The following is a 26,020-nucleotide window of genomic DNA, read 5'->3' on the forward strand; positions in this document are numbered from 1 at the left end:
TTTTCGGTCCGTGTCTGTTGCGGGGTTCAAGTGGCGCGCGGGCGGCTCCCGACCGGCCGCCCTTAGCCTGCGCCGGGTCAGCCCACCGCGTCCCGGAGGTTTGCGCCGATGAGCGCTGTGCCCATCCCTTTCCGGCATGAAGTGCCGCAGAGCGAACTCGACGATCTGCGCGACCGCCTCGCGCGCACCCGCTGGCCCGAGCCGCAGACCGTCGACGACTGGTCGCAAGGCGTCCCGCTCGACTACCTCCGCGAGATCGCCGAGTACTGGCGCACCGGATACGACTGGAGGGCCACCGAGCGGCGACTGGCCGAGCTCAGTCAGTTCCTCATCGAGATCGACGGCATCCGAGTGCATTACATTCATGTGCGGTCGCCGCACCCTGATGCATTGCCGCTGCTTGTGACGCACGGATGGCCCGGTTCGATCACGGACCTGCTCGATCTGGTCGAGCCATTGACCAACCCGGCCGACCCGGCGGATGCGTTCCATCTCGTGCTGCCCTCCCTGCCCGGTTACGGATACAGCGACAAGCCGTCGACGCCCGGCTGGAACGTGGAGCGGATCGCCGAGGCCTGGGCGAAGCTGATGGCGGATCTCGGCTACGGCCGCTACGGCGCGCACGGCACAGACTGGGGCTCCTTCGTCACCGCGGCCCTCGGTACCGCGGACCCGGCGCACCTGGTCGGCATCCAGATCGCGATGCCGTTCGCGTCCGCGCCGAGCGAGCCGGTCGAGCTGTCCCAGCGCGACCTCGACGGGCTGGCGGCCCTCAAGGAGTTCCAGAAGCACGAGGGCGGCTACTCGGCGATCCAGGCCACCCGGCCGCAGACGATCGGCTACGCGCTGACCGACTCGCCGGCCGGCCAACTGGCCTGGGCGCTGGAGAAGTACTGGGCGTGGAGCGACCACGACGGCGATCTTGACAAGGCGATCCCCCGCGATCGGGTGCTCGACGCGGTGAGCGTGAACTGGTTCGCGCGCACGGCTGCGTCCTCGGCGCGGATCTACTGGGAAAGCCACAACGCCATGCGGTTCGACCCGGTGCGCGTTCCGGCGGGCTGCTCCACCTATCCGAAGGACGGGCGGATGCCCAAGCCGTGGTGCGAGCGGCGGTTCACCGACCTGCGCGAGTGGATCGACCACGAAGAAGGCGGCCACTTCCCGGCGCTGGAGGATCCACAGCGGCTCTCCGAGGAACTGCGCGCCTTCTTCCGCCCGCTGCGCTGAGTGAGGCGGTCGCGCGTCCGCGTCCGCACGGCCCCGGGTCCAGTGCCGGTCGAGCCCGCGCCGAGGCGGCTTGCCTACCGTCCAGGCGAACGGCCCGCCGACGCGACGCGGACCGCCGGAGCAGAAAGGGGCCGCGCCGTGCCCGAGAACTCCTCGTCACCCGAGTTCCCGTTCCCGGGATCGAGCTGGCGCGGCCCCGCGCCGCACAGCGCGCGGCTGCTGGCCGAGTGCCCAGTCGCACGGGTACCGGTGGCCGGCGGCGGTCATGCCTGGATCGTCTCCAGGCACGAAGACGTACGGGCGGCGCTGGAGGATCCACGACTGAGCCGCGCCGCGTGCTACCTCCCCGGCGCGGTGCGCTTCTCCGGATTCTTCCAAGCTCCGCCCGGTATGATCATCTCCGTCGATCCGCCCGAGCACACGCGGCTGCGGGACTTCGCCGAGCAGGCCCTGACTCCCGCGCGGGTCGCCGCGCTGCGCCCGCGGATCGAGCGGGCGGCAGGCGAACTGGCCGACTCGCTGCTCGAGCACGGGGCGCCCGCCGACCTCGCCGCCGGCTACGCGGCGCCGCTGGCGCTCAGGACGATCTGCGAGCTGCTCGGTGTGCCGGCCGAGGACCGGGCCGTGTTCGACGGCTGGGTCCGCCAGATGGCGGACGTGACCAGGCCCGAAGCCGCGGCGCAGGCACAGCGGCAGCTTGACGGCTACATGACGAAGCTGATCGACGCGAAGCGCGACGACCCGGGCGACGACGTACTCAGCGCGCTGATCACGGCGCGCCGCGGCGCAGACGCGCTCGACGGCGGCGAACTGGTCGTGTTCGGATACACCCTGCTCGGAGCCGGCTACGACTCGACGGCGTCGCAGATCGCGAACTGCGTCCTCGCGCTGCTGAGCGACCACAGGGAGGCGTGGAGGCGGCTCGGCGCCGATCCCGGCGCGGCGGGCCCGATCGTCGAGGAGCTGCTGCGCGCGGTCAACCTCAACGCGACGGACACCTCCGGCCTGCACCGGATCGCGACTCAGGACGTCGCCATCGGCGGTGCGGTCATCCCAACGGGCGAGGCCGTCTTCCTGGGGTTGACCTGCGCTAACCGGGATCCGGAGGTATTCGCGCAACCGCAGCGGCTGGATTTCGGCCGCTTTCCCTCCGGCGGGCTGCCCGCGGCCCAGGGCGGCCACCTCGCCTTCGGCCACGGCCCGCACTCCTGCCTCGGCGCGCCACTCGCCCGGCTCGAACTGGCCGTGGCGCTCAGCACGCTGGCCCGCCGCTTTCCCGAGCTGCGCCTCGCCGTACCCGTCGGGCAGCTGCGCTGGCGCACCGGCGAGGTCAACCACGGCCTGGCCGCGTTGCCCGTCACAGGGCTCGACGACGCGTCCCGCTGAGCGGCGGCCTCGCCGACCTCGCCGACCTGTTCCCCTCCCTGAAATCGAGCCAGAGGAAGCCCCGATGACCGACGAGACGATCCCCGCCACCGGCCTCGAAGTGCGGCTGCGCGCCCATCCGGGCGACCAGGTACGCGCCGACGACTTCGAGGTAGTCGAAATCCCGATCGCCGAACCCGGCGACAACGAGGTGCTGGTCCGCAACGAGTGGATGGCGCTCGGCGCGGTCTACCGCGACCAACTGGACCCCGACACCGACCTGCCGATCCCCACCTTCCAGGTCGGCCAGCCGCTGTGGGGCCGCACGGTCGGCACCGTGCTGCGCTCGAACAGCCCGCTGCTGGCCCCCGGCGACCTGGTCGAGCACTTCTTCGGCTGGCGCGAGTACGCGCTCGGCCCGGCGCAGGCGTTCTTCAAGCGCGACCGCGACCTGCTGCCCGCCCCCGAATACTTCCTGTCGCAGGGTCCTACCGCCTGGCGCGGTGTGGTCGACATCGCCGACGTACACGACGGCGATGTCGTCTTCGTGTCCGGCGCGACCAGCGGCGTCGGCGCGCTGGCCGGGCAGCTGGCCAAGGTGCGCGGGGCGGCGCTGGTGATCGGCAGCACCGGCTCTCCGGACAAGGTCGATTATCTCAAGTCCCTGGGTTTCGACGCGGTGTTCGACTACCACGACGGCCCGGTCGCGCAGCGCCTGGCCGCACTCGCCCCGGACGGGATCAGCGTGTTCTTCGACAACGTCGGGGGCGAGCAGTTCGAGGCCGCGCTCACCGTGGCCGCCCACGGCGCCAGGTTCGCCCTGTGCGGCGCGCTGGCCGGCCAGTTCGGCCGCGGGGACGGCGGGCGCCCGCGCCTGGACCTGATGCGGGCCTTCCCGAAGGAGCCCGTGCTGCGGCCGTTCGCGACCCTGCACACGCCCGACCAGATCGAAGACTGGAACCGGCGGTTCGCCGAGCTGCTGGCGCAGGGCGCGCTGGTCTACCCGCACACCGTGTTCGAGGGCTCCGTCGCCGGGCTGCCGGAATCCTTCCTCGGCCTGCTGGCCGGCCGCTCGCGCGGCACGGCGGTGGCGCGCCTCGTCGCACCGGAAAGGGGCTGAGCGGCCGTGGCCGATCGCACCTTCGAGGGCCGGACCGTGCTGGTCACCGGCGGTGGCACCGGCATCGGCCGGGCCGCGGCCCTGGGCTTCGCGGCGCTCGGCGCCGACCGGGTACTGGTGACCGGCCGCCGGCCGGACCGCCTCGCCGAGGTCGCCGGGCTGCATCCGAGCGTGGTGCCGGTGCCCGCCGACGTGACGACCGAAGCGGGCGCACAGGCCGCGGCGGCAGCGGTGCGGGAGCACGGCGGCGTACTGGACGTCCTCGTGCACAACGCGGGGATCTTCCGCTTCAGCCCGCTCGACGCGATGGACGCCGCAGTGGCGCGGGCGGTCCTGGAAACCAACGTTCTCGGCCCGGTGCTGTTGACGGCGCAGCTCCTGCCGTTGCTGCGCGCGCCGGGCGGCGCCATCGTGGTGGTCTCCAGCCGCGCCGGGCACAACCCGGCGCCCGGCGCGGCCGTGTACGCCGCCAGCAAGGCCGCGGCGCACAGCCTGACCCGCACCTGGGCCGCGGAGTTGGCGCCGCGCGGTATCCGGGTCAACGCCGTCGCGCCCGGCTTCGTGCGGACCGAGGCGTACGCGGCGAACGGGCTGCCGCCGGAGGCCGTCGAAGGGCTCTTCCAGTCGGTGACGCAGGAGATCCCGCTCGGCCGGGTCGCCGAGCCGGAGATCATCGCCTCCTGGATCACCCGCCTCGCCGATCCCACCGAGGATCTGCTCACCGGTCAGATCGTGACCGTCGACGGGGGCATGGACGTGGCCTGAGATCCGCCGGGACGCGGCGGCGGGGCGGGTGGCCGGTGCCGGCCGCCCGCCCCGCTTCGTCACGTCGAGGACACGGCGACCAGCGCTCGAGGGCGGCTGCGTACCGTCCGAGGTGCCGGCGCCCCGTTCACCCGACGGTGCCGACGGCGGCCAGCCGCCCGGGATGGTGACTCACGGAGGTGCCCCTTGCCCACCCCGCACGACGCTGACACCGCGGCCGAGGTCTTCCCGCTGCCCGGATCGTCTTATCGCGGCCCGGCGCCGCAGTACGCGAAGATGCGCGCCCGCTGCCCGGTGACCCGCGTGCCCTCCGACGGCGGGGCGGACACCTGGGTGGTGACAGGGTACGAGCAGGCACGGGCGCTGTCCGCGGATCCGCGGCTGAGCCGGGCCGCCGCCTGCGCCCCGGGTGCCGCACACGTGGGCGGCACCATGTTCACGCCGCCGGACATGATCATCTCCCTGGACGACCCCGAACACGCGCGGCTGCGCAAACTCGTCGTGCGGGCGTTCACCGCGCGGCGGGTGGAGGAGCTGCGCCCACGCGTACAGCAGATGTCTGACACGCTGCTCGACGCCGTGGCGGCCGGCGGCGCCCCGGCGGACCTCGTCGAGAGCTACACCCTGCCGCTGCCTTCCGCGGTCATCGGCGAGCTGCTCGGCGTGCCGTCCGAGGACCTGGCCGACTTCGCCCGCTGGGCCCGCGCGTTCGCGACGGTCGGCGGCGACGGGCAGGCCGCGCAGGAGGGGCTCGCGAAGCTGAGCGAGTACATCGTCGGGCTGATCGCCAGAAAGCGCGCCGAGCCGGGCCAGGACATGCTCTCCGCGCTGATCGCGGCCCGCGACCAGCAGGACAGGCTCAGCGAGGCCGAGCTGGTCACCTTCGGCTTCACCCTGATCGGCGCGGGCTTCGATACCACCGCGAGCCATCTGGCCAACAGCGTGCTGACGCTTGTCGCCGACCACCCGCAGTGGTGGCGGTGGCTGGCCGAGGACCGCTCCCGCGTTCCGGCCGCGGTGGAGGAGCTGCTGCGCGCGGTCAACCTGTTCGCGACCGACACCACGGGCTTCCCGCGGGTGGCGACCGCGGACATCGAGGTCGCCGGGGAGACCATCCGGGAGGGCGAGCCGGTGATGATCGTGTTGTCGGCGGCGAACCGGGATCCGGCCGTCTTCGACGACCCGGACCGGCTCGATCTGGCTCGCACGCCCAATCCGCACATCGCCTTCGGCCACGGGATCCACCACTGTCTCGGGATGCAGCTGGCCCGCATCGAGCTGCAGATCGCCCTGGACGGCCTGCTGCGCCGCTTCCCGGACCTGCGGTTGGCGGTGCCCGAATCCGAACTCGAATGGCACACCGGGGAGGTCAACCACACGCTCGTGGCGCTTCCGGTCGCGTGGGGTAATTGAGCGGGCGGGCCGGCTGGAACGTCGCGCAAGTCTGAAAGGCCGGGCCACGTCGGTGGCCCGGCCTTCTCAGTTGTCTTCGTTTCCTGTTGTGTTTCTTCGCTGTGTTCCTTCTCGGTGCCCGGCGAAAAGTACCGGCGGATAGGTGCGTACCGCGGCGGTCTCGTACCGCAGCGCGATGTGGCTCGACATCACCGTCACGTCCCGCCAGAAGCGCTGCAATGGCGCGGACTCGCTGTACCCGCTCGTACCGGCGGCGGTCGCCAGGGCGGCCACAGCCTGCGCGACCAGCTCCGCCGCGAAGACGGCGTTGCGCTCGTTGCGGGCCATCAGCGCCGGCGTGAACGTGGCCGCGTCGAGCATCGCGGCGTTCTGCTCGACCAGGTGCCGGGAGACGTCGACCTGTCCGGAAGCACGTACGAGCTCGATGTCGGTCCCCGGCGTGCGACGCTTGCCGGCCAGAGCCGCCGAAGCGGCCGCGAGCGCGCCCTCCGCCGCGCCAACCGCGGGCGCGATGAACGTCAGGCCGCCGACGGCCTGGAACGGCACGTTGTGGCACGCCGCGGATGAGGCCGGGCTGACCCCGGTGATCATGTGTGAACGCGGGAACGCCAGATGGGCCGGCACGAATACGTCGTCGGCCACGACCGTGTGGCTGCCGGTGGCCCGCATGCCCACCGAGTCCCAGGTCTCCAGGATCTTGAAGCTGCCGCGCGCGAGCGCGAAGAAATACGGCTCGGGATCGGCGCCGGACACCGACGCCGGGGCGCACAGCAACGCCCAGTCGGCGAACTCGACCCCGCTCACGTAGCCCCAGCTGCCGCTCAGCCGCCAGCCGCCGTCCGCGGCCTCGGCGCTGCCTCCCGGGACCAGGCCCGCGACGACGAACGCGTCCGGCGTCGGCCCCCACAGCGCCGCGTGGCCCTCCTCCGGCAGGTGGGAGGCGTAGCGGGACGAATAGGCGCTGAGCGACGCCGTCCAGGCTGCCGAGGCGCACGCACGGCCGAGCGCAAGCACCCCGGCGGTCAGGTCGGTGAAGGTGCCCTCGGCGCCGCCCCAGCGCGCGCCGACGAAGTGCCGTGCGAACCCGGCCTCCCGCAGCGCCTCGACCACCTGCGGCGCCAGCCGTCCGGTCGCGTCGGCCTCGGCGGCGTGTCGCGCGGCGATCTGCACGGCCCGAGCCAGCGCCGCGCTGTCCAGCCCGGCGCTGTTGTTCCCTGCGCTGTCCAGCGCCGTGTGATCCAGCGCGCTGGGCGAAGGACCCGCGCCGGGTGTGGTGACTTCAGACACAACGGACATTTATGATCTCCTACCCTGACATGGACGAGCGCGTCCCGGCGGCCGGCCGGGGGCCCCGGCGCCGAGGAAGGCGGACCGGACGTGCCGCGAGCCAGTGTGCTGACACCGGCTCGAGAAGGGCTGCACCAGGGCTCGCGGCGAAAGCCGACGCCGGCCCGGTCCCATTTCGGGGACCGGGCCGGCGTCACGGGCAGGCGAGCGGTGCGGCGGGCGGCTCAGCCGGCCGCGGCGGGCTCGGGCTGCGCCGCCGGACCGTGGCCGGCCACCCGGCGCGGCAGCCCGTAGGACACCGCGAACGTGAGCGCGATCACCGCGAGCGAGGCGATCAACGCGGGCTTGAACGCCGAGGCGAAGGCGGCGGCCGCGGCCGCGGACTCGGCTTGGCCGCGCGGGCCCGGAGTGATGTTCGCGTACCCGCCGAGCGGAGTGAGGAAGACCACTGACACCAGGGCGATGCCGAGGGTGAGACCCAGCTGCTGCATCGTGTTGATCAGCCCGGAGGCGGATCCGGCGTCCTCGTGCCGCACATCGGCCAGCGCGAACATCGGGATCGGGGAGGCCACCGCGCCGAAGCCGATCCCGATGACCAGCAACGGCCCGGCCATGTCCCAGGTGCCGATCCGGGCTCCCCGCGCCTCGACCACGGCCAGGAACGCGCCGAGCCCGGCCAGCAGGACGATCGCGCCGAATTGCAGCACGGCGCGGCCGAACTTCGGCACCAGCGCGGTCACGGACAGCGCCGAGGAGATGAACGCGCCGAGGCAGAACGCCAGCGCGGTCAGGCCGGCGTGCAGCGGCGTCCAGTTCAGGCCGATCTGCATGAACAGGTACCAGGCCAGGAAGAAGGCGCCGGTGAACAGGAAGATTGCCAGCTGCAGCCCCTGGCCCGCGACGAAGCTGCGCGCGCGGAACAGCTGCGGCGGCACCAGCGGGGAGCCCTGCGCGGCGGCCTTGCGGCGCTCGAACCACGCGAAGAGGGCCAGCACCGGGACCGCCAGCGCCATCGACGCGTAGCACCAGGCCGGCCAGTGCAGATCGCGGCCCTCGGTGAGCGGGTAGAGCAGTAGTAGCAGGCCGACCGTCGCCAGCAGCACGCCGACCAGGTCGAGCCGGGTGTCCGCCGGGCCCTTCGACTCGCTGATGTGCCGCGCTCCGAAGTAGAGGCCGAGCAGGCCGACCGGCACGTTGATGAGGAAGATCGGCCGCCAGTCCAGGCCGACGACGTTGAGCTGCACCAGCACCCCGCCGATCAGCGGGCCGCTGGTGGCCGCGAGGCCGCCGACCGTGCCGTAGATCGCGAATACGCCGGGTTGTTTTTCCTTGGGCACCGTCACATGGATGATCGACAGCACCTGCGGCACCATGATCCCGGCGAAGGCGCCCTGGAAGAGCCGCGAGACGATCAGCATCTGCGGATCGACGGAGAGGCTGCACAGCAGGGAGGCCGCCGCGAATCCGCCGACGCCGATGAGGAACACCTTCTTGCGGCCGAACAGGTCGCCGAGCCGGCCGCCGGTGATCAGCAGCAGCGCGAAGGCGAACACGTATCCGGCGGACATCCACTGGACCGCGGTGTAACTGGCCTTCAGGTCGCGCTGGATCGATGGGAGGGCCACGCTCACCAGGTTGCCGTCGAGCATGTCCATGAACACCGCGACCAGCAGGGTGACCAAGGCGATGGTCTGGTTGCGCCGCGTCGGATCGAGCGCGCCTGACCGGGTGGTGGGAACGTCTGTGGTGGTCATCTTTCTTGCTCCGCCGGATGCCGGGCACACGTGTGCCGTGACGGAAGGGTGGACGCATCAGTCTGGCGCCGGGCGCTCGAGAAGCGGTGGAGCCAGGCTCGGAGCGGCGGCCGGGCGGGCGGCCCGAGCCCCGCTCGACCGGACCCGGCGACGCTGGAGCATCCGCATCCGGCCAAAGCACAGGAGGTCAGCCGTGTCGGAGGAAGAGTTCGCGCACCGCCGCGGCGGGGTCCTGATCCTGGGCGGCACGGGCTTCATCGGGCGGCACGTGCGCGCGGCGTTCGAGGCGGACGGCCGGGCCGTGCTCGTCGCCTCGCGCGGCGTCGCGGCCGGCGCGACGCCACCGGATCGGCAGCTGCGACTCGACCTTGCCCGGGTCGACGCCGACGAGCTGGCCGGCCTGCTGAGCAGGCTCGCGCCGCGGATCGTGGTCAACTGCACCGGCGGGATCTGGGGACTGACGCCGGAGCAGATGCGGCCGGCGATGCTCGATCCCGTGCTTCGGCTGCTCGACGCCGTCGCGTGCCAGCCCACGCGGCCGCGGCTGATCCACCTGGGTTCGGTGCTTGAATATGGGCCGGTCCCCGCGGGCACGGCGGTCGGCCCGCAGCTTGAGCCTCGGCCCGCTGACGCATACGGGCGGGCGAAGCTCGCCGCGACACAAGCCGTCGCGGCCCGGGCGGGGGACGGCGCCGTGGACGCGGTCGCGCTGCGGGTCGCGAACGCCGCGGGTCCCGGCGCCCCCGCGCTCAGCCTGTTCGGCCGGGTGGCCGGCGTGCTGGCAGCCGCGGACCAGGGCGAGACTGCCACGGTGCTGCTTGATCCGCTTCGCGCCAAGCGGGACTACATCGACGTGCGCGACGTCGCCGACGCGGTCGTCGCCGCCGCGGCGCGCGCGCAGAGCGGCACCGTGGCGGCGGTCGGCCGGGGCCAGGCGGTGGCCGTTCGCGACTTGGTCGAAGCGCTGGTGCGGATCAGCGCGGTCCCGGCGCGGATAGTCGAGCGGGAGCCGGACGCCGGCGAACGAGGACTCGGCCACACGGCGCAGGAATGGATGCAGGTCGACCCGGACCACGCCTACGAGGCGTTCGGCTGGCGCGCCCGACGCGAGCCGGTCGAGGCGCTGCGCGACCTGTGGCGGGAGACGGTTGCCGCGCATCACCGCGTCGACGTCGTCAGATGATCGTGAAGGACTGCGCCGGCTGGATGATCGGCCTCGTCATCAAAGCCGCGAAACGGTGGTTCCCCCGGTCGCTGCCGGACCGGGGGAACCACCGTCTTCTTGGTTGCTTTCCTTATCCGTTCAGTGCAATTGCCCGGCTGGCACCAGGTCCGCCTCGGCCGCCGCGGCCTGATCCACCCGCTTGGGATTGGCGAACCGGCGCATCATCGGCCGCTCCACGCTGGAGTACAGCAGCCATGCCAGCGCGATCGAGACGACGAAGCAGACGGCGAGGAACGCGACCGCGCCCCAGGTGCTGAGCGAGGGCCCGGCGAGCAGGCCCAACGGGTTCGCCTTCACCCCGAAAAGGCGCTGCGCCTCGGAGAGCACGAGCCAATGCACGAGGTAGAAGGCGAAGGAGATCTCGCCGAGCCAGACCATCGTCCGGCCGCTGAGACCGGTGCGCAGGCCCTTTACGTCGGCCGCTGCGGCAGCGGGGATCAGCAGCGCGACCGGGATGATGGTGACCGCCACGTAGTTGTAGAGGAAGTGCCAGGGCCCGTACAGCGTCGCGACGTACGCGCCGGCCAGCAGCAGCGCCGCCACCGGCAGCGGCAGCTTGATCCACTTTCCGGTCAGCACGATGCGCGCCATCACGATGCCGAGCGCGAACTCGACCATCCGGGTGGCGGGCAGGACGTAGACGAACCAGATCTGCGCCCAGGACGAGGGGCCCCACGGCCAGACCGGGGTGCTCGGCAGGAAGTGCAATGAGATGTACGGCAGCAGAATCGACACGCCGGCCAGCGCCCCGGCCGTGCCCCAGAGCGCCGCCGGGCGGATCCGGCGGATCGCGAGGATCAGCAGCGGGAAGCAGAGGTAGAACAGCGCCTCACAGGACAGCGACCAGCTGACCCCGTCCGCGCTGTTGATGTACGAGTACTTCGGCACCCACGAGTCGACCAGGAAAAGGTTCATCAGCGTGGGCCACAGCGCGATCGCCTCGCCGGCGAACGCAATGAGGATCAGCGCCACGCTGAAGGTCACCACGTGGTTGGGGACGATCTTGAAGACCCGGCGCCGCCAGAACCGCAGCGTGGTGTCGCCGGGGCGCATCGACCAGGTCAGCACGAAGCCGCTGAGCACGAAGAAGAAGGACACGCCCAGCGAGCCCGCGTTGCTCACCGTGCGCAGGTAGTCGCTGGTGATGCGCGGGCTCTTGAACAGGAAGTCGGTGGCGCCGTGGAAGAAGAACACGAGCGCGGCCGCGATGAACCGCATTCCGGTGAGCGAGGGCAGTCTTGACTTCGACTGCTGAGACGGATCTAGCGTCACGGGCATGTCCTTTCCTCAAGAGGATGGAATTCGGCACTGACGGCGCACTGTGGCCGCGGGTCCTGGACGCGCGCTCGAAAACGACCGGAGCCGGGTTTATGTCAGCGCTCGACGAGCTGCTCGACCACGCGCACCGTGTCGGCCGGGGTGGCGAGGGAGGCGATCTCGCGGGCCAGGTCGCCGGCGCGCTCGCGGTAACCGGGCTTGTCGAGCAGGTCGCCGACGGCGGTGCGCACGGCCTGCGCCGTGGCCTGGGCCGGCGGCAGGGTGATGCTCGCCCCGAAGTCGCTCATCCGCACCGCGGGCGGCAGCGAGTGGCTGAGCTGCGGGATGACCAGCTGCGGCACCCCGGCACTGAGCGCGGTCATCACGGTCACGCCGCCGCCGTGGCTGACCACCGCGTCGCAGGTGTGGATGAGCACGTCCAGCGGGATCCAGCCGGCCCGCAGTTCGGGGCGCTCGGCGCGCAGGTCGGCGGCGACGCCCTCGGGCGCGGCGACCACGATCTCGCCGTCGAGCGCCTCGACCGCGTCGATAAGGCCGCGCAGGAACGCCAGGTCCCGCTCGCGCACCGGGCCGTCCGAGGAGCGGCTGCCGGAGGTGACGACCACGCGGCGGCGGGCCGGCCGGGTGTACATCCACGGCTCGAGCCGCGCCTGCTTGTTCACCGAGATCCAGCGCATCAGGTGCGCGACGGGCGCGCCTTCGGGCCGCAGGCTCGGCGGGCAGATGTCGATGTCCAGGTCGGGCCGCGGGAGGTCGTCAAGGCCGAGCTGCGCCAGCTCCGGGCGAAGCTCCTCAACGGCGCCGGCGTCCATGTGCGTCGTCTCGCTGGGGTCCCAGGCGTGGCGGACGTACGGCAGGCCGGCCCGCCTGGCGAAGATCCCGGCCGCGTAGGACAGCGCGCCGCCGACGACGACGTCCGGCCGCCAGACCTGCACGAGGGCGTCCAGCGGCTCCAGGCTGGCGGCGGCGAGACGGGCGAACCCGCGGCCGGCGAACAGCTTCTCGTCCTCGGGCCCGGTCGGCGGCGGCACCGGTGCCCCCGAGCGGTCGGTGAACATGTACTGCGGCGGGGTGAGCGCCGTGACGGCCACCGGCGGGATGCCCATGCCGGCGATGTACGGGACCATCTCCTCCGTCGACACCATGAGGGTTTCGTGCCCTGCGTTGCGGGCCGCGGTGGCGAACGGCGCCAGCGCGAACACCGTCGCGGCGCTGCCGCCGGCGAGAATCACTATCTTCACGGTCTCCTCCATCGTCTGCTGCGTGCCCGGGGTCGCGGGTGACGCCCCGGGCGCGACGGCCCGCGCCTGCGGCACAGGCGTGTCCCCGTCTACCTGGAGCGACTACACGCGGAATCGAAGGCGGCTCGCGGGAGCGTCGCTCGACTCGGGCTCGAGCCGGGTCGGGGAGAATACGGGGATGGCGGGTACCGGGCGACAGGTGGCGGGATGACGGTGGGCAGCGATCGCGGAGCCGAGGCCGGTGGAGCCGGTTCGGGAGCCGTGCTCGACGAGCGGACGCTGAATCGGACCCTGGTGCGCCGCCAGCTGCTCGACGCGCGGGTGGACCGGCCGGTGGCCGACGCGGTCGAGTACCTGGTGGGCCTGCACGCGCAGATTCCACCCGGCCCCTACTTCGCGCTGTGGGCCCGCCTCGTCGGCTTCGTCCCGGAAGTGCTGTCCGAGCTGGTCGCGCAGCGCGCCATGGTACGCATCGCCTTGATGCGTTCGACGATCCACCTGGTTACCGCGGATGACTGTATGCGGCTGCGCTCGGCGGTCCAGCCGGTGCTGGACAGGGACCTGCTCAGTAACAGCGCACACGGGCGGGCCGCCAAGACGATGGACCTCGCGAAGCTCGCCGATGCCGGGCGCCGGCTCTTGGACGAGCAGCCGCGCAGCCCCGGAGAGCTCGGCAAACGGCTCCAGGAGCAGTGGCCCGAAGTCAAGCCGGAGACGCTCGCGTACGCGGTGCGCAACCTGGTCGGCCTGGTGCAGATCCCGCCGCGCGGTCTGTGGGGCGGTTCGGGGCAGCCGGTGCACGCCACGGCCGAGCACTGGCTGGGACGCTCGGCGCCTGATCGCGCGGACGTTCCTTCGCTGGTGTTGCGTTATCTCGCGGCCTTCGGGCCCGCGAGCGTCGCCGACGTGCAGGCCTGGTGCGGCCTGACGAAGCTGGCCGAGGTAGTCGAGCGACTGCGGCCGCGCCTGGTGGCCTATCGCGACGCGCACGGTCGCGAACTGTTCGACGTGCCCGACGGTGTGATCGCGGACCCCGATACGCCGGCCCCGCCGCGTTTCCTGCCTGAATACGACAACGTATTCCTGTCGCACGCCGATCGCGCCCGCATCATCCCGGGCGGCCTGAGCTTCGCCCAGAGCGCGAAGAAGTACGGCTTCTTCCTCAGCGCCCGGGGCGGGGTGGCGCGCGGCATGCTGCTGCTCGACGGATACCTGGGCGGCACCTGGCGGATCGAGCGTGACGCGAAGCTGGACGCGTTCACGGTTTTCGTCGAGCCGTTCGAGACCGTGAGCCGACGCGACCTGGCAGCCGTCGAGGCCGAGGGAGACGCCCTGCTCGCCTTCTACGCTCCGCAGGCCGGTTCGCGGCGCACCGAGGTTGCCGCGGCGCGGGCTTGACGTTGTCCGCGTTCTGCGGAAGCACCCCGCGGACCCGGTCCGCGGGGTGCGTCAGCTGTGCGGGTAGGTGGCGTCGAACCCAGTGACGTCACAACCTGGTGACGTCATAACCCGGCGACGTCACAATGCGGCGGTATCAAAACTGCGTGGCGAGTTTGCGCGCCTGCTCCTCGACCTCCTGCTCGGCCTGCTTCAGCGACTCGGCCGCCACGTCCACGAGGTGGTCGAGGCCGGGCGCCTTGCCCGCGATGGTGAGGTGCGCGCTGATGATGGTCGCCTTCATGCCGAGCGTGTGCTCGAACAGGGTGCGCAGATAAGGGCCGAGGTAGTCGTATTTCTCGTCCTCGGAACCGGGGCGGAAGTCGCCGCCGTAGGCGAGCAGGATGGTCACCGGCCGGTCGGCCAGCGGCTTGGGCGCGTCGCCGAAGGCCAGCACGCTGCCGGCGACCGTGACCTGGTCGATCCAGGTCTTCAGCTGCGCCGGCACGGTCCAGTTGTAGATCGGCGCGCCGAGCAGCACGGTGTCCGCGGCGACCAATTCCGCGGCCAGTTCGTCGCGCAGGGCGCGGGCCGCGCTCTGCTCCGGGGTGCGGGCGTGCTCGGGGATGAACTGCGAGTGGATGCCCGCCTCCTCGAGGTAGGGCACCGGGTTCAGGCCGAGGTCGCGGTAGGCCACCGTGTCCTGCGGCTGCTCCTCGGCCCACACGCGGCGGAAGATCTGGCCGAGCGCCTTACTGGTAGAACCGGTGGCCAGCGGGGAGGAGTCGATGTGCAGAAGATGCGCCACTGTCGTCGTCCTTAGGGTTGAGAGCCGTCCGTGGGACCGCCGCGCTGTTAGACGGTCCCCGACGACCTTGCCGCCGGCCGCTCGAAGGCGGGTCGCGCGGACCTCGCGGCCCGCGTCGGCGCTAAGCCGCGAGCTTCTCGCTCCAGTAGCCGGCCGGGTCCGGGATGTCGTGGCGCACGACGCGGGACTTCGTGTAGAGCAGGCCGTCGATGCGCACGAGCACGTCCTCGATGGTGGAGCTCGGCTCGAAGGTCACTGAACCGTCCTCGGCGGTGACGCTCACCAGGGCGCGCAGCCGGACGCGCAGCGTGTTCTCGTCGCAGGGCTCGATCAACAGCTTGTCGAACCAGTGCCGGAAGACGCTGTTCCCGTAATGCGGCACCGCGGCGCCGATCTCGGCCTTCAGCTTCTCCCGCCCGGTGATCTCCCAGCCGTCCTTGGCGTGGGCGTAGACGCCGTCGCCGGTGAAGGTGTCGGCGAAATCATCGACGCGCCGGTCCTCAAGCAGTGGCATCTGATAGGCGTAGAAGCGCTGGACTTCGGCATACAGGTCGGCCTGGGCCCGGGACCAAGGCGTGTCGTGGCGGGACATCGATTCTCCGTTTCGCGGCGCGTAGCGGGTGCCCGAACGATGCAGCAGCCCGCTTGACGTCCGGTCGTCGCCGACTCGCGCCGCGCCGCGCGGTACACGCCGCGGCGGCCCCGCCGTCCGGCCGCTCTCGACGGTGCGTCGAGGCCGCGCCGACACGCTGACTGTCTCTGCGCCAAACCCGACCGGACCGAGGGCGCAGCCTAGGGAGGCCGAAGCATGCAGACCGATCAAGCGCCCTCGGCGCAGCCGCAGTGCCCGCCGGTCGTGAAGTCGACGACGGTCAGCCTCACGCCGCACCAGGCCTTCGAGTTCTTCACCGGCCGGCCGCTGCGGTGGTGGCCCGACCGGCACCGGCTGGTCGCCGGCGAGAGGACGCGCATGGTGATCGAACCCGCCGTGGGCGGGCGCTGGTACGAGGAGGACCGCGACGGCGCGCAGGCGCAATGGGGCACGGTGCTGGTTTGGGAGCCACCAGGTCGGCTCGCGCTGACCTGGCGGATCAGCGGGCGCTGGCAGCCGTTGCCGGATGACGCCGGGGCGAGCGAGATCGAGGTCGGCTTTACTCCGGCGCAGGACGGTGCGAGCACGCTGGTCACTGTCGCGCACACGCGCCTCGAGCGTTACGGGGCCGACGCCGCGGGAATGCGCGCAGCGCTCGACGCGCCCGGATTGGGCGAAACGCTCAGCGCATTCGCCGCGGCCGTAGCCAAGGCCGCCCCCGATACGCCCAGCGGTTCGGGCGCGAACGCCTGAACGGCCTCGGCGGACTCAAAGTTCTAAGTCCGCCGAGGCCGTTCAGGGCGGCAAGGTGCGGCGATTAGGAAACCAGGCGCACGGTCCAGAAGTCCGAGGCCAGGCCCGGCTCGGTCAGATACGCATAGGGCAGGGTGAAGTAGCCGCCCTTGCCCCACTCCGGTCCCCAGGAGTTGCGCACCAGGAAACGCCCGGTGGCGTCGTCGTACCCGGCCGCCAGCACCGCGTGCCCGCCGAGGGCCTGCTCGCCCGCGCTCGGCATCGGCGCGTCCCCGCTCTGCGCCACCGCCTGGCTCTCGAAGCTCTCGTAGACCGTGAAGCCGAACACGAACGGGAACCCCTCGGCCAGGCAGCCCTTGAGCTGTTCGATCGAGCGCAGCACCCGGCGGTAGGAGAGCGCCTTGGTCTTGAGCGCGTCCTCGTAGCAGTTCTGCGACGGCCGCTGCCCGGCGCGCGCCTGAGGCGGCCATGCCCCGCCGTCCGTGGCCGGAGGCGTGTCGTCGTAAGGCCACTCGGTCTCCGGGCACACCCCGAGCGAGGCGATCGACTTGATGCCGTCGCGGATCTGGGCGCCGGAGTCGTACTCCACGTGGCCCTCGGCCGCCCGCTCGTTGTAGTAGATGAACAGCCGCGACGGCACGAAGTCCGGCAACTGCTGGCGCAGCAGCTCGAACTCGACCGCGGCGGCGATGGAGTTGGCGGTGCAGCTGCCGATCTTGCCCTGGTCGTAGACCGCGGGCAGCTGCGGGCGCAGATCGACGCTCGGCGGCGGGTTGACCAGGCCGAGGCGCGGCGCGGAATAGACGTGGTCGCGCGCGTCGGGCAGGTCCGGCACCCAGCCGTAGCGGGAAACGGTTCGTCCCATGAATGGCTCCCCCCATTCGGAAGGCGGCGCGCCCTGGTGTGCCGGCCGCACTGCCGCGCCGGCCCCACCGCGGGGGATCTCCCCACCCCCGCGCGGGCCCCGAACGCCGCCTGAATCCGAGAGTAACCCCGCGGTGGCGCTAGGTACAGGCGTTTCGCCGGATTGACCTCAGAGCGTGCGGTTTTGGATCTTCGTGTCGAATCGACCGTCCTCCACCGGCCAGCTGTCGCTGATGCGCAGCCCTTCGACCCCGCTGAGGGAGAAGGTCGGCACCCCGCGCACCTTCTCGGCGCGCACGTGGTGGAAGTCGGCGCCGGTCACGTCGGTGAGCGCGAACGCGGGGCGGGTGTCCTGCTGCTCGAACGCCACCGTCACGTCGTCGAAGGCGATGTTCGACACGTGCCGCACATAGAACCCGTACGCGGGCAGCGTGCCGAACATGTAGTTCTCGGGATAGGCGTTGACGAGTTCCGGCACCGGGTTGACCGCGGCCGCCGGGGTCAGGCCGCCGACCATGATGTGACGCAGGCCACTGATACGTACGTCCTCGATCGGGTGGTCCGGGATGCCGGCGATCGTCGAGGGGTATCTCGGGTCGGCGTCGATCACGGTCACGTCGCTGATGCTCACCCGCCGCAGGCTGCCGATCGCCAGGCCGGCCGGTCCGCGCATGCGCGCGCCGAGCCGCAGGAAGATCGGGGTCTGCACGCCGCGCATGGTCAGGTTGCTGATCGTCACGTCCTGCAGCAGCGCGCCGTCCACGGTCTCCAGCGCCAGGCCGCGGCAGTGCTCGAAGACGACGTTGGAGACGGCGATGTTCTGGAAGCCGCCGTTGGACTCGGTGCCGAACTTGAGCCGGCCGGTGCGGCCGTACGGCCCGACCTTGAACGTGCCGTCCACGTACGTGCCCAGGTCGTAGCCGCTGACCATGCAGTTGTCGATGTACACGTTTTCGGTGGAGCGCGCCTCGTTCAGCGCGTACGAGCTCTTAAGCACGATCGCGTCGTCGTTGGGCGAGTTGACCACGGTGTTGGAGATCCGCACGTTCTTGCAGCAGTCGATGTCGATGCCGTCCCGGTTGGTGTCGATGACCAGCCCGTCGATGCGGAAGTTGTCCACGCCGGTCGGCAGGATGCAGAAGTGGCCGCCGTTGACCATCGTCACGTCGTAGATCCCGACGTTGCGGCACAGCTTGAGGGCGATCGCCTTGTTGCCCTGCCGCGGCGCGGATTCCTTGCTGCCGCCGCTGACCAGGCCCTTGCCGTCGATGGTGCCGGGGCCGCAGATGGTGACGTTCTGCAGGTTCTCGCCCCAGATGAGGCTGTTGTGCCAGTGGCTGTGCCCATAGTCCTGATACGGGTTGCCCGCGCCGGGCTCGGCGGGATCGTAGCCCTGGGTCGCGGTGGGCGTGGCCGCCAGGATCCGCGAGCCGTTGGCGAGGTAGAGCGCGACGTTGCTGGCCAAGCGGATCGAGTAGCTGGCGTAGGTTCCGGCAGGGAAGTAGACGGTGCCGCCTGCGCCGTTGTTGTGCGCCGCCGCCGCGGTTATCGCGCGGTTGATCGCGTCGCTGTCAATCGTGGTCCCGTCCCCGATGGCGCCGAAGGCGGTCACGTCGAAGACGTCGCTCAGACCTGGCGCGGGGGCCGGGGCGGAGGCGGCGCGGGCGCCGGCCGTGCCGGCGAGAGGCAGGGCGGCTCCAGTCGCGCCCGCCGCGCCGAACGCGACGAGCCGGCGGCGGCTGACCGGGTTGGACATGACGTCTCCCTTCGGTGATCTGCACGGCTTTGTGCGCAGACCACTTAAGGTGAGATCCGATCTCTTGTCCACGACGAAGGTCGCGGACTGGGCGCGCCGATCGCGGTCCCGGCTCGTATTTCCGCAGTCCGAAGCCACGATGTCAGAAGGCGCGGACGGGGCGCGCTCACGATCATTTACATCGGATGTTTCATCGTTCGCCGTCCGTCACGGCGGCTGACCAGGCGTCAGATGTGGCGCACGGCCGCGGCGGTCGAGGCGGCCCAGGCCGCGGCCACCACGAGCAGCGCGATGGGTAGCGCGGCGAGCGGGTAGTGCGGCGCGGCGCCGTTCGCTGTCGTCAGGGCCCGGATCCCCATCGCGGCGGGGGAGAAGCGGGCCACCAGCAGGCCGAGCGCGAGCAATCCGGCCAGCAGCACGCCCCAGCCGGCGGCCGGGACCAGCGGCGGAGCGGACAGCACCCCGGCCGCGGTGCCGAGCAGCACGCAGACCAGTTCCGTGCTCAAGCCGGTGAGCAGGGTCGAGCCGCTGCCGGGCAGCGCGCCGGTGGCTGCCGCGACGACCGCGCCGACCAGCGCGCACAGCAGCCCGTAGCCGGTCGCGGCGCAGAGGGCGGCCAGCCGGGCGCGCACCGGACCCGCCACGGTGGCGGTGATCGCGGCGGCCTCGGCGGGTTCGGTGGTCAGGATCGCGCGGGTGAGCCAGGCGCTCACCGGCAGCAGGAAGGCGGCGCTGTAGGCGAACGCGTCCGCCGCGCTGTCGCCGCCCGCCGAGTCGATCGCCAGCGCGATCGCGTAGAAGAGCACGGGCGGCAGCCAGCGCTGCGAGCGGGCGAGCAGGACGACGTAGTAGCGCGCGACGGCGGCGTCACGAGTCGTCACGGCTGCCTCCTGCTCTGCTGCGGCACCGAAGCCCTCGGCATCGCTGACTGCTGATGCTCGGTTCGGCCGCGCTCGCCCTGCTTGGGCACGGCCTGCTTTTGCTGCTGCTTGGCCGCCTCAACCGCCCGGCCGTCCACCGTGCGCACCGACAGCACGTGGACATCGCGATGCACCGTGAGGATGTCGTGTAGAAGCCGGTCCGAGCCGTCCGGCTCGACCTCGATGCGCAGCACGTCGTCCGCGAGGACCCGGCCGCGTCCGGGACCCGGCCACGGATCCGGCGCGTTCTCCAGGTCGATGAGCACCAGCGGCATCTCGAAGTCGACCGCGGAGGCCTGATGCAGCAGCCCGTCGCGCAGCACATAGGCCGCGGTCGCGTCGTCGGCCAGCCGCTCCGGGTCGTGGTCGACGAACACCACCCGGCCGCCGCGCCGCGTCGTCTCGCGGGCCACCTCGTCGAGGGTCTGCTGCCCGGTCGCGTCAAGGCTGGTCCAGGCCTCGTCCAGGATCAGCAGGTCCGGCTCGGCCAGCAGCGCCTGGATGATCGCGATCTTCTGCGCGGTACCGCGCGAGAGGTCACCGATCCGGTGCTTGCGGTAGCTCAGCGCCTCGAACCGCTCCAGCCAGCCGAGCGCGCGCTCCTCGGCCTCCTCGCCGGAGAGCCCGTGGATCCGGCCGAAATGCCGCAGATAGTCGTTCGCCTTGAACGGCAGCGGCGGCAGCTGCCCGGGCACGTACGCGACCCGGTCCGGGCGGCCGGTGATCGTGCCGCGGCCGGGCCGGTGCGCCCCCGCGATGATCCGCATGAGGGTGGACTTGCCGGAGCCGTTGTATCCGCCGATGCGCACCAGGTCGCCCGGTTGCACGTCGAGGTCGACTCGGCCGAGCACCCAGGGTGCCCGCCAGCCATAGCGATATCCGACTGCGCTCAGCCGCATGCGGACACCCTAGCCGGAACCCCGGCGACTTCGTACAGGTCATTAGACAACCGTGACCATCGGAATCGGCCCGGCGCGAATGACAGGGTTCTGTTAACCCTGGCTTAGGACTCGATCAGGGCGGCGGGTCAGCCCGCGGTGATCTCCTGCGCGACCACGTCGCCGCACGAGTACCGGATCCAGGGGCGCTGGTTGTGCTCGGACACGCCGCGGTCGCGCTGCTTGCCCTCGCCGCACACCGGGCACCGCCAGCCCTCGTCCGCGCGCTCGAAGCCGTGCCAGGAGCGTTCGAAGTCGGGGCCGTCCACCTCGTGGACGAGCACCGGCGGGTCGCTGGCCGTGAACGGATCGAACATCTCGGGTTCCTTTCGAAGAGGTCTCATACGGGCTCGGTCGGGTCCGGCGCGATACCGCTGTCCGCGCCCGGTTCTGTCGCGTCGAGGTCGGACGGCTGCTGCCAGTAATCGGCGGGGTGCGAGCGCAGGAACCGGACGGCCTCGGCCACGCCCCACATGTATCCGCCGGCGCCGATGACGCCGACCACGACCGAGTCCCACGGCTGCGCGATCCAGTCGCGTCCGCCGAAACTGCCGAGCCAGGACATCAGCAGCACCGCGCAGACGTACACCACCAGCCATGCCCCGGCGCGCACGTCCACGCGTACCTGCCCGGGCGTGTGCCGGTTGCTGCGCGTGTTCCAGAGATAGACGGCGACCGCGACGGCCAGCAGCGGCAGCGCGATACGCAGGTTGGTCCACTTCGCCCAGTAGAGGATGAGCGTGGCCAGGACGAAGCCGATCGGCGCGAGCACCGAGGTGCCGCGGAACCAGACCGCGGAACGGGACGGCTCGGCGATGCGCAGCGCCGCCTGGCAGACCATGGTGATGGAGTACACGAACAGACCCAGCTCGCTGGTGGCCTTGATGATGTCGTGCCAGCTGGGCAGCAGCAGCAGGAACGCCGCGCCGAGCACGAAGTTCAGCAGCAGCGCCCGGCGCGGCACGCCCGAGCCCGGGTGGATGGCCGCGAACCAGCGCGGAATCGACTCGTTCTTGCCCATCGCCCGCGCTTCCCGGCTGATCGCCGCGGTGAAGACCAGAGCCGAGCCGGAGGGCGAGACGATCGCGTCCCCGTAGAGCACCCAGGACAGCCAGCCGAGGTTGAGCACCACCGCGAGCTGCGCGAACGGCGAGGTGAAGTCGATGCCGCCCCAGCCGTGCGCGAGATGCGAGCCGGGCACCGCGGCGATGAAGGCGATCTGCAGGCCGATGTACAGCGCCATCGCGATCAGCAGGCCGACGATGATCGCGCGCGGCACGTCCCGGTGCGCATCGCGGGCCTCGCCGGACAGGTCGAGCGGCGCCTGGAAGCCGGTGTAGGCGTAGATGACGCCCGCCGTCGAGATCGCGGAGAGCGCGGCCGAGTAGCCGTAGGGCGCGAAGCCGCCGTGGTCGGTGAAGTTCCCGCCGTGCCAGGAGGTCGCCAGCAGCACGACCATGGTCAGCGTCGGCACCAGCCACTTGATCAGGGACAGCGCGCCGTTGACCCGGCCGAGCAGCAGGATCCCGTACCAGTTGATCATCATGAAGACGACCATCAGCGCCAGCGCGATGAGCATTCCGGCCCAGGTCAGCCGGTTGTTCCGGTAGATGCCCGAGATGTGCTGCGAGGCGTACTGCACGACGACCGCCGACTCGCTGGGCGGGTTGGTGCAGTACGCGATCCAGATGCCCCAGCCGACGATGGTGGCGGCGAGCCGGCCGTTGGTGTGCAGCGGCCAGCGCACCAGCGCCCCGGACTCCGGGTGGGTCGAGCCGAGGTCCGCCATCACCAGCGCGATGACGAGGAACGCGATGCCGCCGATGCCCCAGGTCAGCACGGCCGCCGGCCCGGCGACCTGGGCGGCGTACAGCGCGCCCACCAGCCAGCCGGACCCGATGACGCCGCTGAATCCGGCGGCGGTCAGGTGCCAGAAGCCGAGATGCCGTTTGAGCAGGTGGTCCGGAGCGTACGTGGGCTGGAGGACGTCTTGGGCCATAGGCCTCGAAATACCACGTCGCGGCGGAATCAATCGGGTTTCAAATCAGCATTCACCGAGTAGTGGAGTGGCTACACGAGCCGAGCGGTCGTCGGCGGCTGGGTGCGGGAGGTTGCGCATGGGCATCGGTCCGATCGGAGGCGACCGCGTTCACGCAGATACGGTGCAGCGTCTCGCCGGCGCGGGTGGTCGTCGGGCGGTGCAAAAGCGGCTTCAGGTGTACCTCAACGACCACCTGATGGGCGCGGCGGCGAACGTGCAGCTGGCACTGCGTACCGCGGGCGCGCAGCGCGGTACGCCGCTTGGTCGCGAGTTGGATGGGATCGCCGCGCAGATCAGCGACGACTACGCGGCACTGGTCGAGGTCATGCACTCGGTCGGTGTGACGCCGCGCCGCAGCTTCGCGTGGCTCGGCCGGCTCGGCGAACGGCTCGGTCGGCTCAAGCTCAACGGGCGAGTGGTGCGTGGCTCGCAGCTGAGCACCCTCGTGGAGTTGGAGGCGCTGCGGCTCGGCGTGCTCGGCAAGCTGCAGGGCTGGCGATCGCTCTCCGTCGCCGCGCAACGCGATCCGCGGCTGGACCGCGACCGGCTGCGCGCGCTGGAGGAGGCGGCCGCCCGCCAGGCCGAGGCCCTGGCGGGCATCTGCCTGGCAGCGGCCGTGCTGCTCGGCCCCGCCTGAGGATCGACCCCGGCGTGCGTTCGGGCGCGGCTGAATGCCCCTTCGGGCAGGACCGCGCCAGAGCCCTCGGATCGGTCCCGGCGCCGCCCTATTCTTCGAGCCAGAACGGTCGTGGCGCTCGAAGCTATGGGGTGTGGGATGCAGCTCGTGATTGGCGCGGCCGTCGCCGCGGCGATAGTGGTCGTGATTCTGATATGGCTCATCGGGTCGTATAACGGTCTGGTGCGCAGGCGCACGCAGGTGGACAACGCCTGGGCGCAGGTCGAGGTCCAGTTGACCCGGCGCCACGATCTCATTCCGAACCTGGTCGAGACGGTCAAGGGGTACGCGGCCCATGAGCGCGAGACCTTCGACGCGGTGACCCGTGCCCGCACAGCCGCACTCGGCGCGAGCGGCCCGGCCGACCGGGCCGAGGCCGAGGCCACCCTCGGCGGAACGCTCAAGACGCTCTTCGCCGTCAGCGAGGCCTACCCCGAGCTGAAGGCGAACACGAACTTCCTCTCCCTCCAGCAGGAACTGGCTACCACCGAGGACAAGGCCGCCTACGCCCGGCAGTACTACAACGACGCCGTACTCGGCCTGAACACCAAGGTCGCCACGTTCCCGACGGTGCTGATCGCGGGCATGCTCGGCTTCGGGGCGCGTGAGTTCTTCCGCGCTCCGGAGGGGCAGAGCGGTCCGATCAGCGTCCGGTTCTAGCGGCGCCGGCCGTGACCGCATTCGCAAACTTCGCCGGCTTCGCCGCCGGCGGCCCGGGCCGCCTGGCCGGCCTCATTCCGACGTATACGAACACTCATCGGTCGGGGGCCTGGAACCTGCGTGAACTGAGCGTGCCGTGGGTGGGCGCCGCGGTGGCCGCGCTCGCGATCTGGTACGGCGTGGTCCTCGCGACGCGGTGGGCGACCCGCCCCGCGATGCCCAAGAGCGGCCCGTCCACGATGGATCTGCGGCCTGAGCCGCCCGCATTGGTGGAATTCCTCATCGGCGAGTGGGAGCCGGGCCGCAGCGCCGTGGTGGCGACCCTGATCGACCTGGCCGCCCGGCACCTGATCGAGTTCCAGCAAGTTGGCCCGGACCCGAAGAGCACTGTCATCCGGGTACGGCAGGACGTGGCCGCCTCGACCCAGGACACGCCGCTGCTGCCTTACGAGCAGCGGGTACTGCACCGCGTGCAGGCGCTCACGAGCGGCGGCGTGCTGCCTGCCGGAGCACTCGCGCAGGGCACCGAGTCACAGGACCGCGCTTGGTGGAAGGCGTTCGCGAAGCAAGTGGTCATCGACGCGAAGCAGCGCGGGCTCTCGCGGGACCGGTACCGGCCCGGACTGCGCCTCGCGCTGGGCCTGCTGGCGCTCGGCCCGGCGGCGCTCGCGGGGGCGGCCGTGCTGGCCTCCGGAGGGCACGGCGAGGGACCGATCGCGACGGCAGGCGGCGTCTTCTTCGTCGCGCTGGCCGTGGTCGGCAGTCTCCAGGGACAGCGTGAGACCCCGGACGGAAAGGCGGCCTGCGCGCACTGGCTCGGGGTGCGCGCCTGGCTCGGAGCAGACGAGGTGTTTCCGACGCTACCGCCCGCGTCCGTGACCATGTGGGACCGCTACCTCGCTTACGGCGCGGCCGTCGGAGTGGCGCGCACGGCTTCGGCCGCGCTGCCGTTCGGGCCGCGCGACGAGCATCGGGCCTGGTCCACCTTCGGCGGAGCCTGGCACGAGGTGCGTCTGCGCTATCAGCCGGTGCGCGCGCGCCGGCTGCGGCGCCCGGGTTGGACCGCCGTGGGCGCGGCGTTCTGGACCGCGGCCTGGAGCGCCGCCATCAAGGGCCTGATCGTGCTCGACGGCAAGAGCGTTTCCGGAGTCCCGCGCTCCACCGAGTCCCTCACGCTGCTCGGCGTCGGCGTGATCGCGGGACTGATCGCCGTTCGCAACCTTCTGATTCTCATCGCGGCGGTGCACGACCTGATCGTGCGCGACGAAATCACCGGCGAGGTAGTACGGCTGCGCCACATCCAAGGCGAGGACAGCAGCACCTACCATGCTGCGATCGACCCGGGCGGCGTGCGGCGGGTGCTGGCCTGGCCGCTGCGGTACGAGGTGTATCAGAAGCTGAACGAGGGGGACACGGTCAGAGCGGTGCGCGGATCCTGGTTGGGGTACACCTACTCGATCGACGTGACCAAGGCGTCAGGGCGCGGTGAGGTCTTCGAGGCCGACGACGAGATGCCGAGTTCCGCCGCGTCGGGTGGGGTGACCGCCCTGCTCACCAGCGCGGTCCCCGATCCGGGAGACCTCGTGCCCTGCGAAGAGGCTGCGGCGATCCTAGGCGTCCCGCTGACGGATCGGTCCCGGGCGGCCGCTGCGGCGGTGCCGTTGCTCAACGCGAGGGTTCGCGTTTACCAGACAGGCCACGGATCGAACGGGTCGAACGGCTCGGGTCGCGTCGTCGTACAGAGCGCCACCGGCCCAGTCGCCCGTCGCATGTTCGCCGCTTTCGCGCGCCACGGGCAACCACTGCCCGGACTGGGCGAGGAGGCATACGCACGGGACCAGACCGTTGCCCTGCGACGCGGCGAAACCATTGTGATCATCCGCGTCGCAGGTGCAATGGCGGACGATGCCCCGCGCCGACTTGCGTCCGCGGCCGCAGTCCGGCTTTGAGACATCGG

Annotated in this window: 23 protein-coding genes; 11 read left to right on the forward strand and 12 right to left on the reverse strand. The window is 71.4% G+C overall.

The features are described 5' to 3' along the window. The first annotated feature begins 108 nt into the window (after window positions 1–108). From VFA06_RS11215 to VFA06_RS11235, 5 genes are all read left to right on the forward strand, one after another. On the forward strand, window positions 109–1,230 hold the full coding sequence (locus tag VFA06_RS11215; protein WP_324840423.1) for an epoxide hydrolase: 1,122 nt from the start codon (window positions 109–111) through the stop codon (window positions 1,228–1,230). Between the two features lie 138 nt (window positions 1,231–1,368). Beyond that, window positions 1,369–2,616 carry a cytochrome P450 gene (locus tag VFA06_RS11220; RefSeq protein WP_324840424.1) on the forward strand — a complete coding sequence of 416 codons (1,248 nt, stop codon included), beginning with the start codon at window positions 1,369–1,371 and terminating at the stop codon, window positions 2,614–2,616. Window positions 2,617–2,680: 64 nt separating this feature from the next. Next, window positions 2,681–3,715, forward strand: coding sequence for an NADP-dependent oxidoreductase (locus VFA06_RS11225; protein WP_324840425.1), 1,035 nt, complete (start codon window positions 2,681–2,683; stop codon window positions 3,713–3,715). Window positions 3,716–3,721: 6 nt separating this feature from the next. Then, the gene (locus tag VFA06_RS11230; RefSeq protein WP_324840426.1) at window positions 3,722–4,480 is read left to right on the forward strand and encodes an SDR family oxidoreductase; all 759 of its coding nucleotides are present in this window, start codon (window positions 3,722–3,724) and stop codon (window positions 4,478–4,480) included. Between the two features lie 186 nt (window positions 4,481–4,666). Beyond that, window positions 4,667–5,893, forward strand: a complete 1,227-nt coding sequence (locus VFA06_RS11235; RefSeq protein ID WP_324840427.1) for a cytochrome P450 — start codon at window positions 4,667–4,669, stop codon at window positions 5,891–5,893. A gap of 66 nt (window positions 5,894–5,959) precedes the next feature. Here VFA06_RS11235 and VFA06_RS11240 read toward each other — a convergent pair whose 3' ends face one another. Then, window positions 5,960–7,189, reverse strand: coding sequence for an acyl-CoA dehydrogenase family protein (locus tag VFA06_RS11240; RefSeq protein ID WP_324840428.1), 1,230 nt, complete (start codon window positions 7,187–7,189; stop codon window positions 5,960–5,962). 215 nt (window positions 7,190–7,404) lie between these two features. Next, the gene (locus VFA06_RS11245) at window positions 7,405–8,934 is read right to left on the reverse strand and encodes an MFS transporter (protein WP_324840429.1); all 1,530 of its coding nucleotides are present in this window, start codon (window positions 8,932–8,934) and stop codon (window positions 7,405–7,407) included. A 193-nt stretch (window positions 8,935–9,127) separates the two neighbouring features. Here VFA06_RS11245 and VFA06_RS11250 point away from each other — a divergent pair, with 193 nt between their 5' ends. Next, window positions 9,128–10,117: an NAD(P)-dependent oxidoreductase gene (locus VFA06_RS11250; protein WP_324840430.1), complete on the forward strand. Its 990-nt coding sequence runs from the start codon at window positions 9,128–9,130 to the stop codon at window positions 10,115–10,117. A gap of 120 nt (window positions 10,118–10,237) precedes the next feature. Here the strand turns inward: VFA06_RS11250 and VFA06_RS11255 are convergent, their stop codons facing one another. Both VFA06_RS11255 and VFA06_RS11260 read right to left on the reverse strand, forming a co-directional pair. Then, entirely contained in the window at window positions 10,238–11,437 is a 1,200-nt protein-coding gene (locus VFA06_RS11255; RefSeq protein ID WP_324840431.1) for an acyltransferase, read from the reverse strand. Window positions 11,438–11,532: 95 nt separating this feature from the next. Beyond that, entirely contained in the window at window positions 11,533–12,678 is a 1,146-nt protein-coding gene (locus VFA06_RS11260; RefSeq protein ID WP_324840432.1) for a glycosyltransferase, read from the reverse strand. 207 nt (window positions 12,679–12,885) lie between these two features. On the opposite strand from VFA06_RS11260, the gene VFA06_RS11265 reads away from it, so the two are divergent. Then, window positions 12,886–14,076, forward strand: a complete 1,191-nt coding sequence (locus tag VFA06_RS11265) for a winged helix DNA-binding domain-containing protein (protein WP_324840433.1) — start codon at window positions 12,886–12,888, stop codon at window positions 14,074–14,076. Between the two features lie 136 nt (window positions 14,077–14,212). Here VFA06_RS11265 and VFA06_RS11270 read toward each other — a convergent pair whose 3' ends face one another. Together VFA06_RS11270 and VFA06_RS11275 are read right to left on the reverse strand one after the other, a co-directional pair. After that, complete coding sequence (locus VFA06_RS11270; RefSeq protein WP_324840434.1) at window positions 14,213–14,863, reverse strand: FMN-dependent NADH-azoreductase; 651 nt, start codon at window positions 14,861–14,863, stop codon at window positions 14,213–14,215. Between the two features lie 121 nt (window positions 14,864–14,984). Next, on the reverse strand, window positions 14,985–15,455 hold the full coding sequence (locus VFA06_RS11275) for a nuclear transport factor 2 family protein (protein ID WP_324840435.1): 471 nt from the start codon (window positions 15,453–15,455) through the stop codon (window positions 14,985–14,987). A gap of 216 nt (window positions 15,456–15,671) precedes the next feature. Between VFA06_RS11275 and VFA06_RS11280 the strand changes: the two genes are divergently transcribed. Next, window positions 15,672–16,208: an SRPBCC domain-containing protein gene (locus VFA06_RS11280; RefSeq protein ID WP_324840436.1), complete on the forward strand. Its 537-nt coding sequence runs from the start codon at window positions 15,672–15,674 to the stop codon at window positions 16,206–16,208. Window positions 16,209–16,272: 64 nt separating this feature from the next. Here VFA06_RS11280 and VFA06_RS11285 read toward each other — a convergent pair whose 3' ends face one another. From VFA06_RS11285 to VFA06_RS11310, 6 genes are all read right to left on the reverse strand, one after another. Continuing rightward, a complete protein-coding gene (locus tag VFA06_RS11285; RefSeq protein ID WP_324840437.1) occupies window positions 16,273–17,073 on the reverse strand; it encodes a C1 family peptidase in 801 nt (266 codons plus the stop codon). 168 nt (window positions 17,074–17,241) lie between these two features. Next, on the reverse strand, window positions 17,242–18,828 hold the full coding sequence (locus tag VFA06_RS11290; RefSeq protein WP_324840438.1) for a rhamnogalacturonidase: 1,587 nt from the start codon (window positions 18,826–18,828) through the stop codon (window positions 17,242–17,244). A gap of 227 nt (window positions 18,829–19,055) precedes the next feature. After that, window positions 19,056–19,709, reverse strand: a complete 654-nt coding sequence (locus VFA06_RS11295; protein WP_324840439.1) for a hypothetical protein — start codon at window positions 19,707–19,709, stop codon at window positions 19,056–19,058. Then, a complete protein-coding gene (locus VFA06_RS11300; RefSeq protein ID WP_324840440.1) occupies window positions 19,706–20,647 on the reverse strand; it encodes an ABC transporter ATP-binding protein in 942 nt (313 codons plus the stop codon). Before VFA06_RS11300 ends, VFA06_RS11295 begins: the two co-directional genes overlap by 4 nt. A gap of 128 nt (window positions 20,648–20,775) precedes the next feature. After that, entirely contained in the window at window positions 20,776–21,003 is a 228-nt protein-coding gene (locus VFA06_RS11305; protein WP_324840441.1) for a hypothetical protein, read from the reverse strand. A gap of 23 nt (window positions 21,004–21,026) precedes the next feature. After that, a complete protein-coding gene (locus VFA06_RS11310) occupies window positions 21,027–22,685 on the reverse strand; it encodes an APC family permease (protein WP_324840442.1) in 1,659 nt (552 codons plus the stop codon). A 199-nt stretch (window positions 22,686–22,884) separates the two neighbouring features. Between VFA06_RS11310 and VFA06_RS11315 the strand changes: the two genes are divergently transcribed. The 3 genes from VFA06_RS11315 (at window position 22,885) to VFA06_RS11325 (ending at window position 26,012) form a co-directional block, all read left to right on the forward strand. Next, a complete protein-coding gene (locus tag VFA06_RS11315; RefSeq protein WP_324840443.1) occupies window positions 22,885–23,364 on the forward strand; it encodes a hypothetical protein in 480 nt (159 codons plus the stop codon). 138 nt (window positions 23,365–23,502) lie between these two features. Beyond that, entirely contained in the window at window positions 23,503–24,063 is a 561-nt protein-coding gene (locus tag VFA06_RS11320) for a LemA family protein (RefSeq protein ID WP_324840444.1), read from the forward strand. 11 nt (window positions 24,064–24,074) lie between these two features. Further along, the gene (locus VFA06_RS11325) at window positions 24,075–26,012 is read left to right on the forward strand and encodes a DUF2207 family protein (RefSeq protein WP_324840445.1); all 1,938 of its coding nucleotides are present in this window, start codon (window positions 24,075–24,077) and stop codon (window positions 26,010–26,012) included. The last annotated feature ends 8 nt before the right edge of the window (window positions 26,013–26,020 follow it).

Origin of the sequence: Actinocrinis sp. (assembly GCF_035653575.1) — a bacterium.
Lineage (GTDB): Bacteria > Actinomycetota > Actinomycetes > Streptomycetales > Catenulisporaceae > Actinocrinis.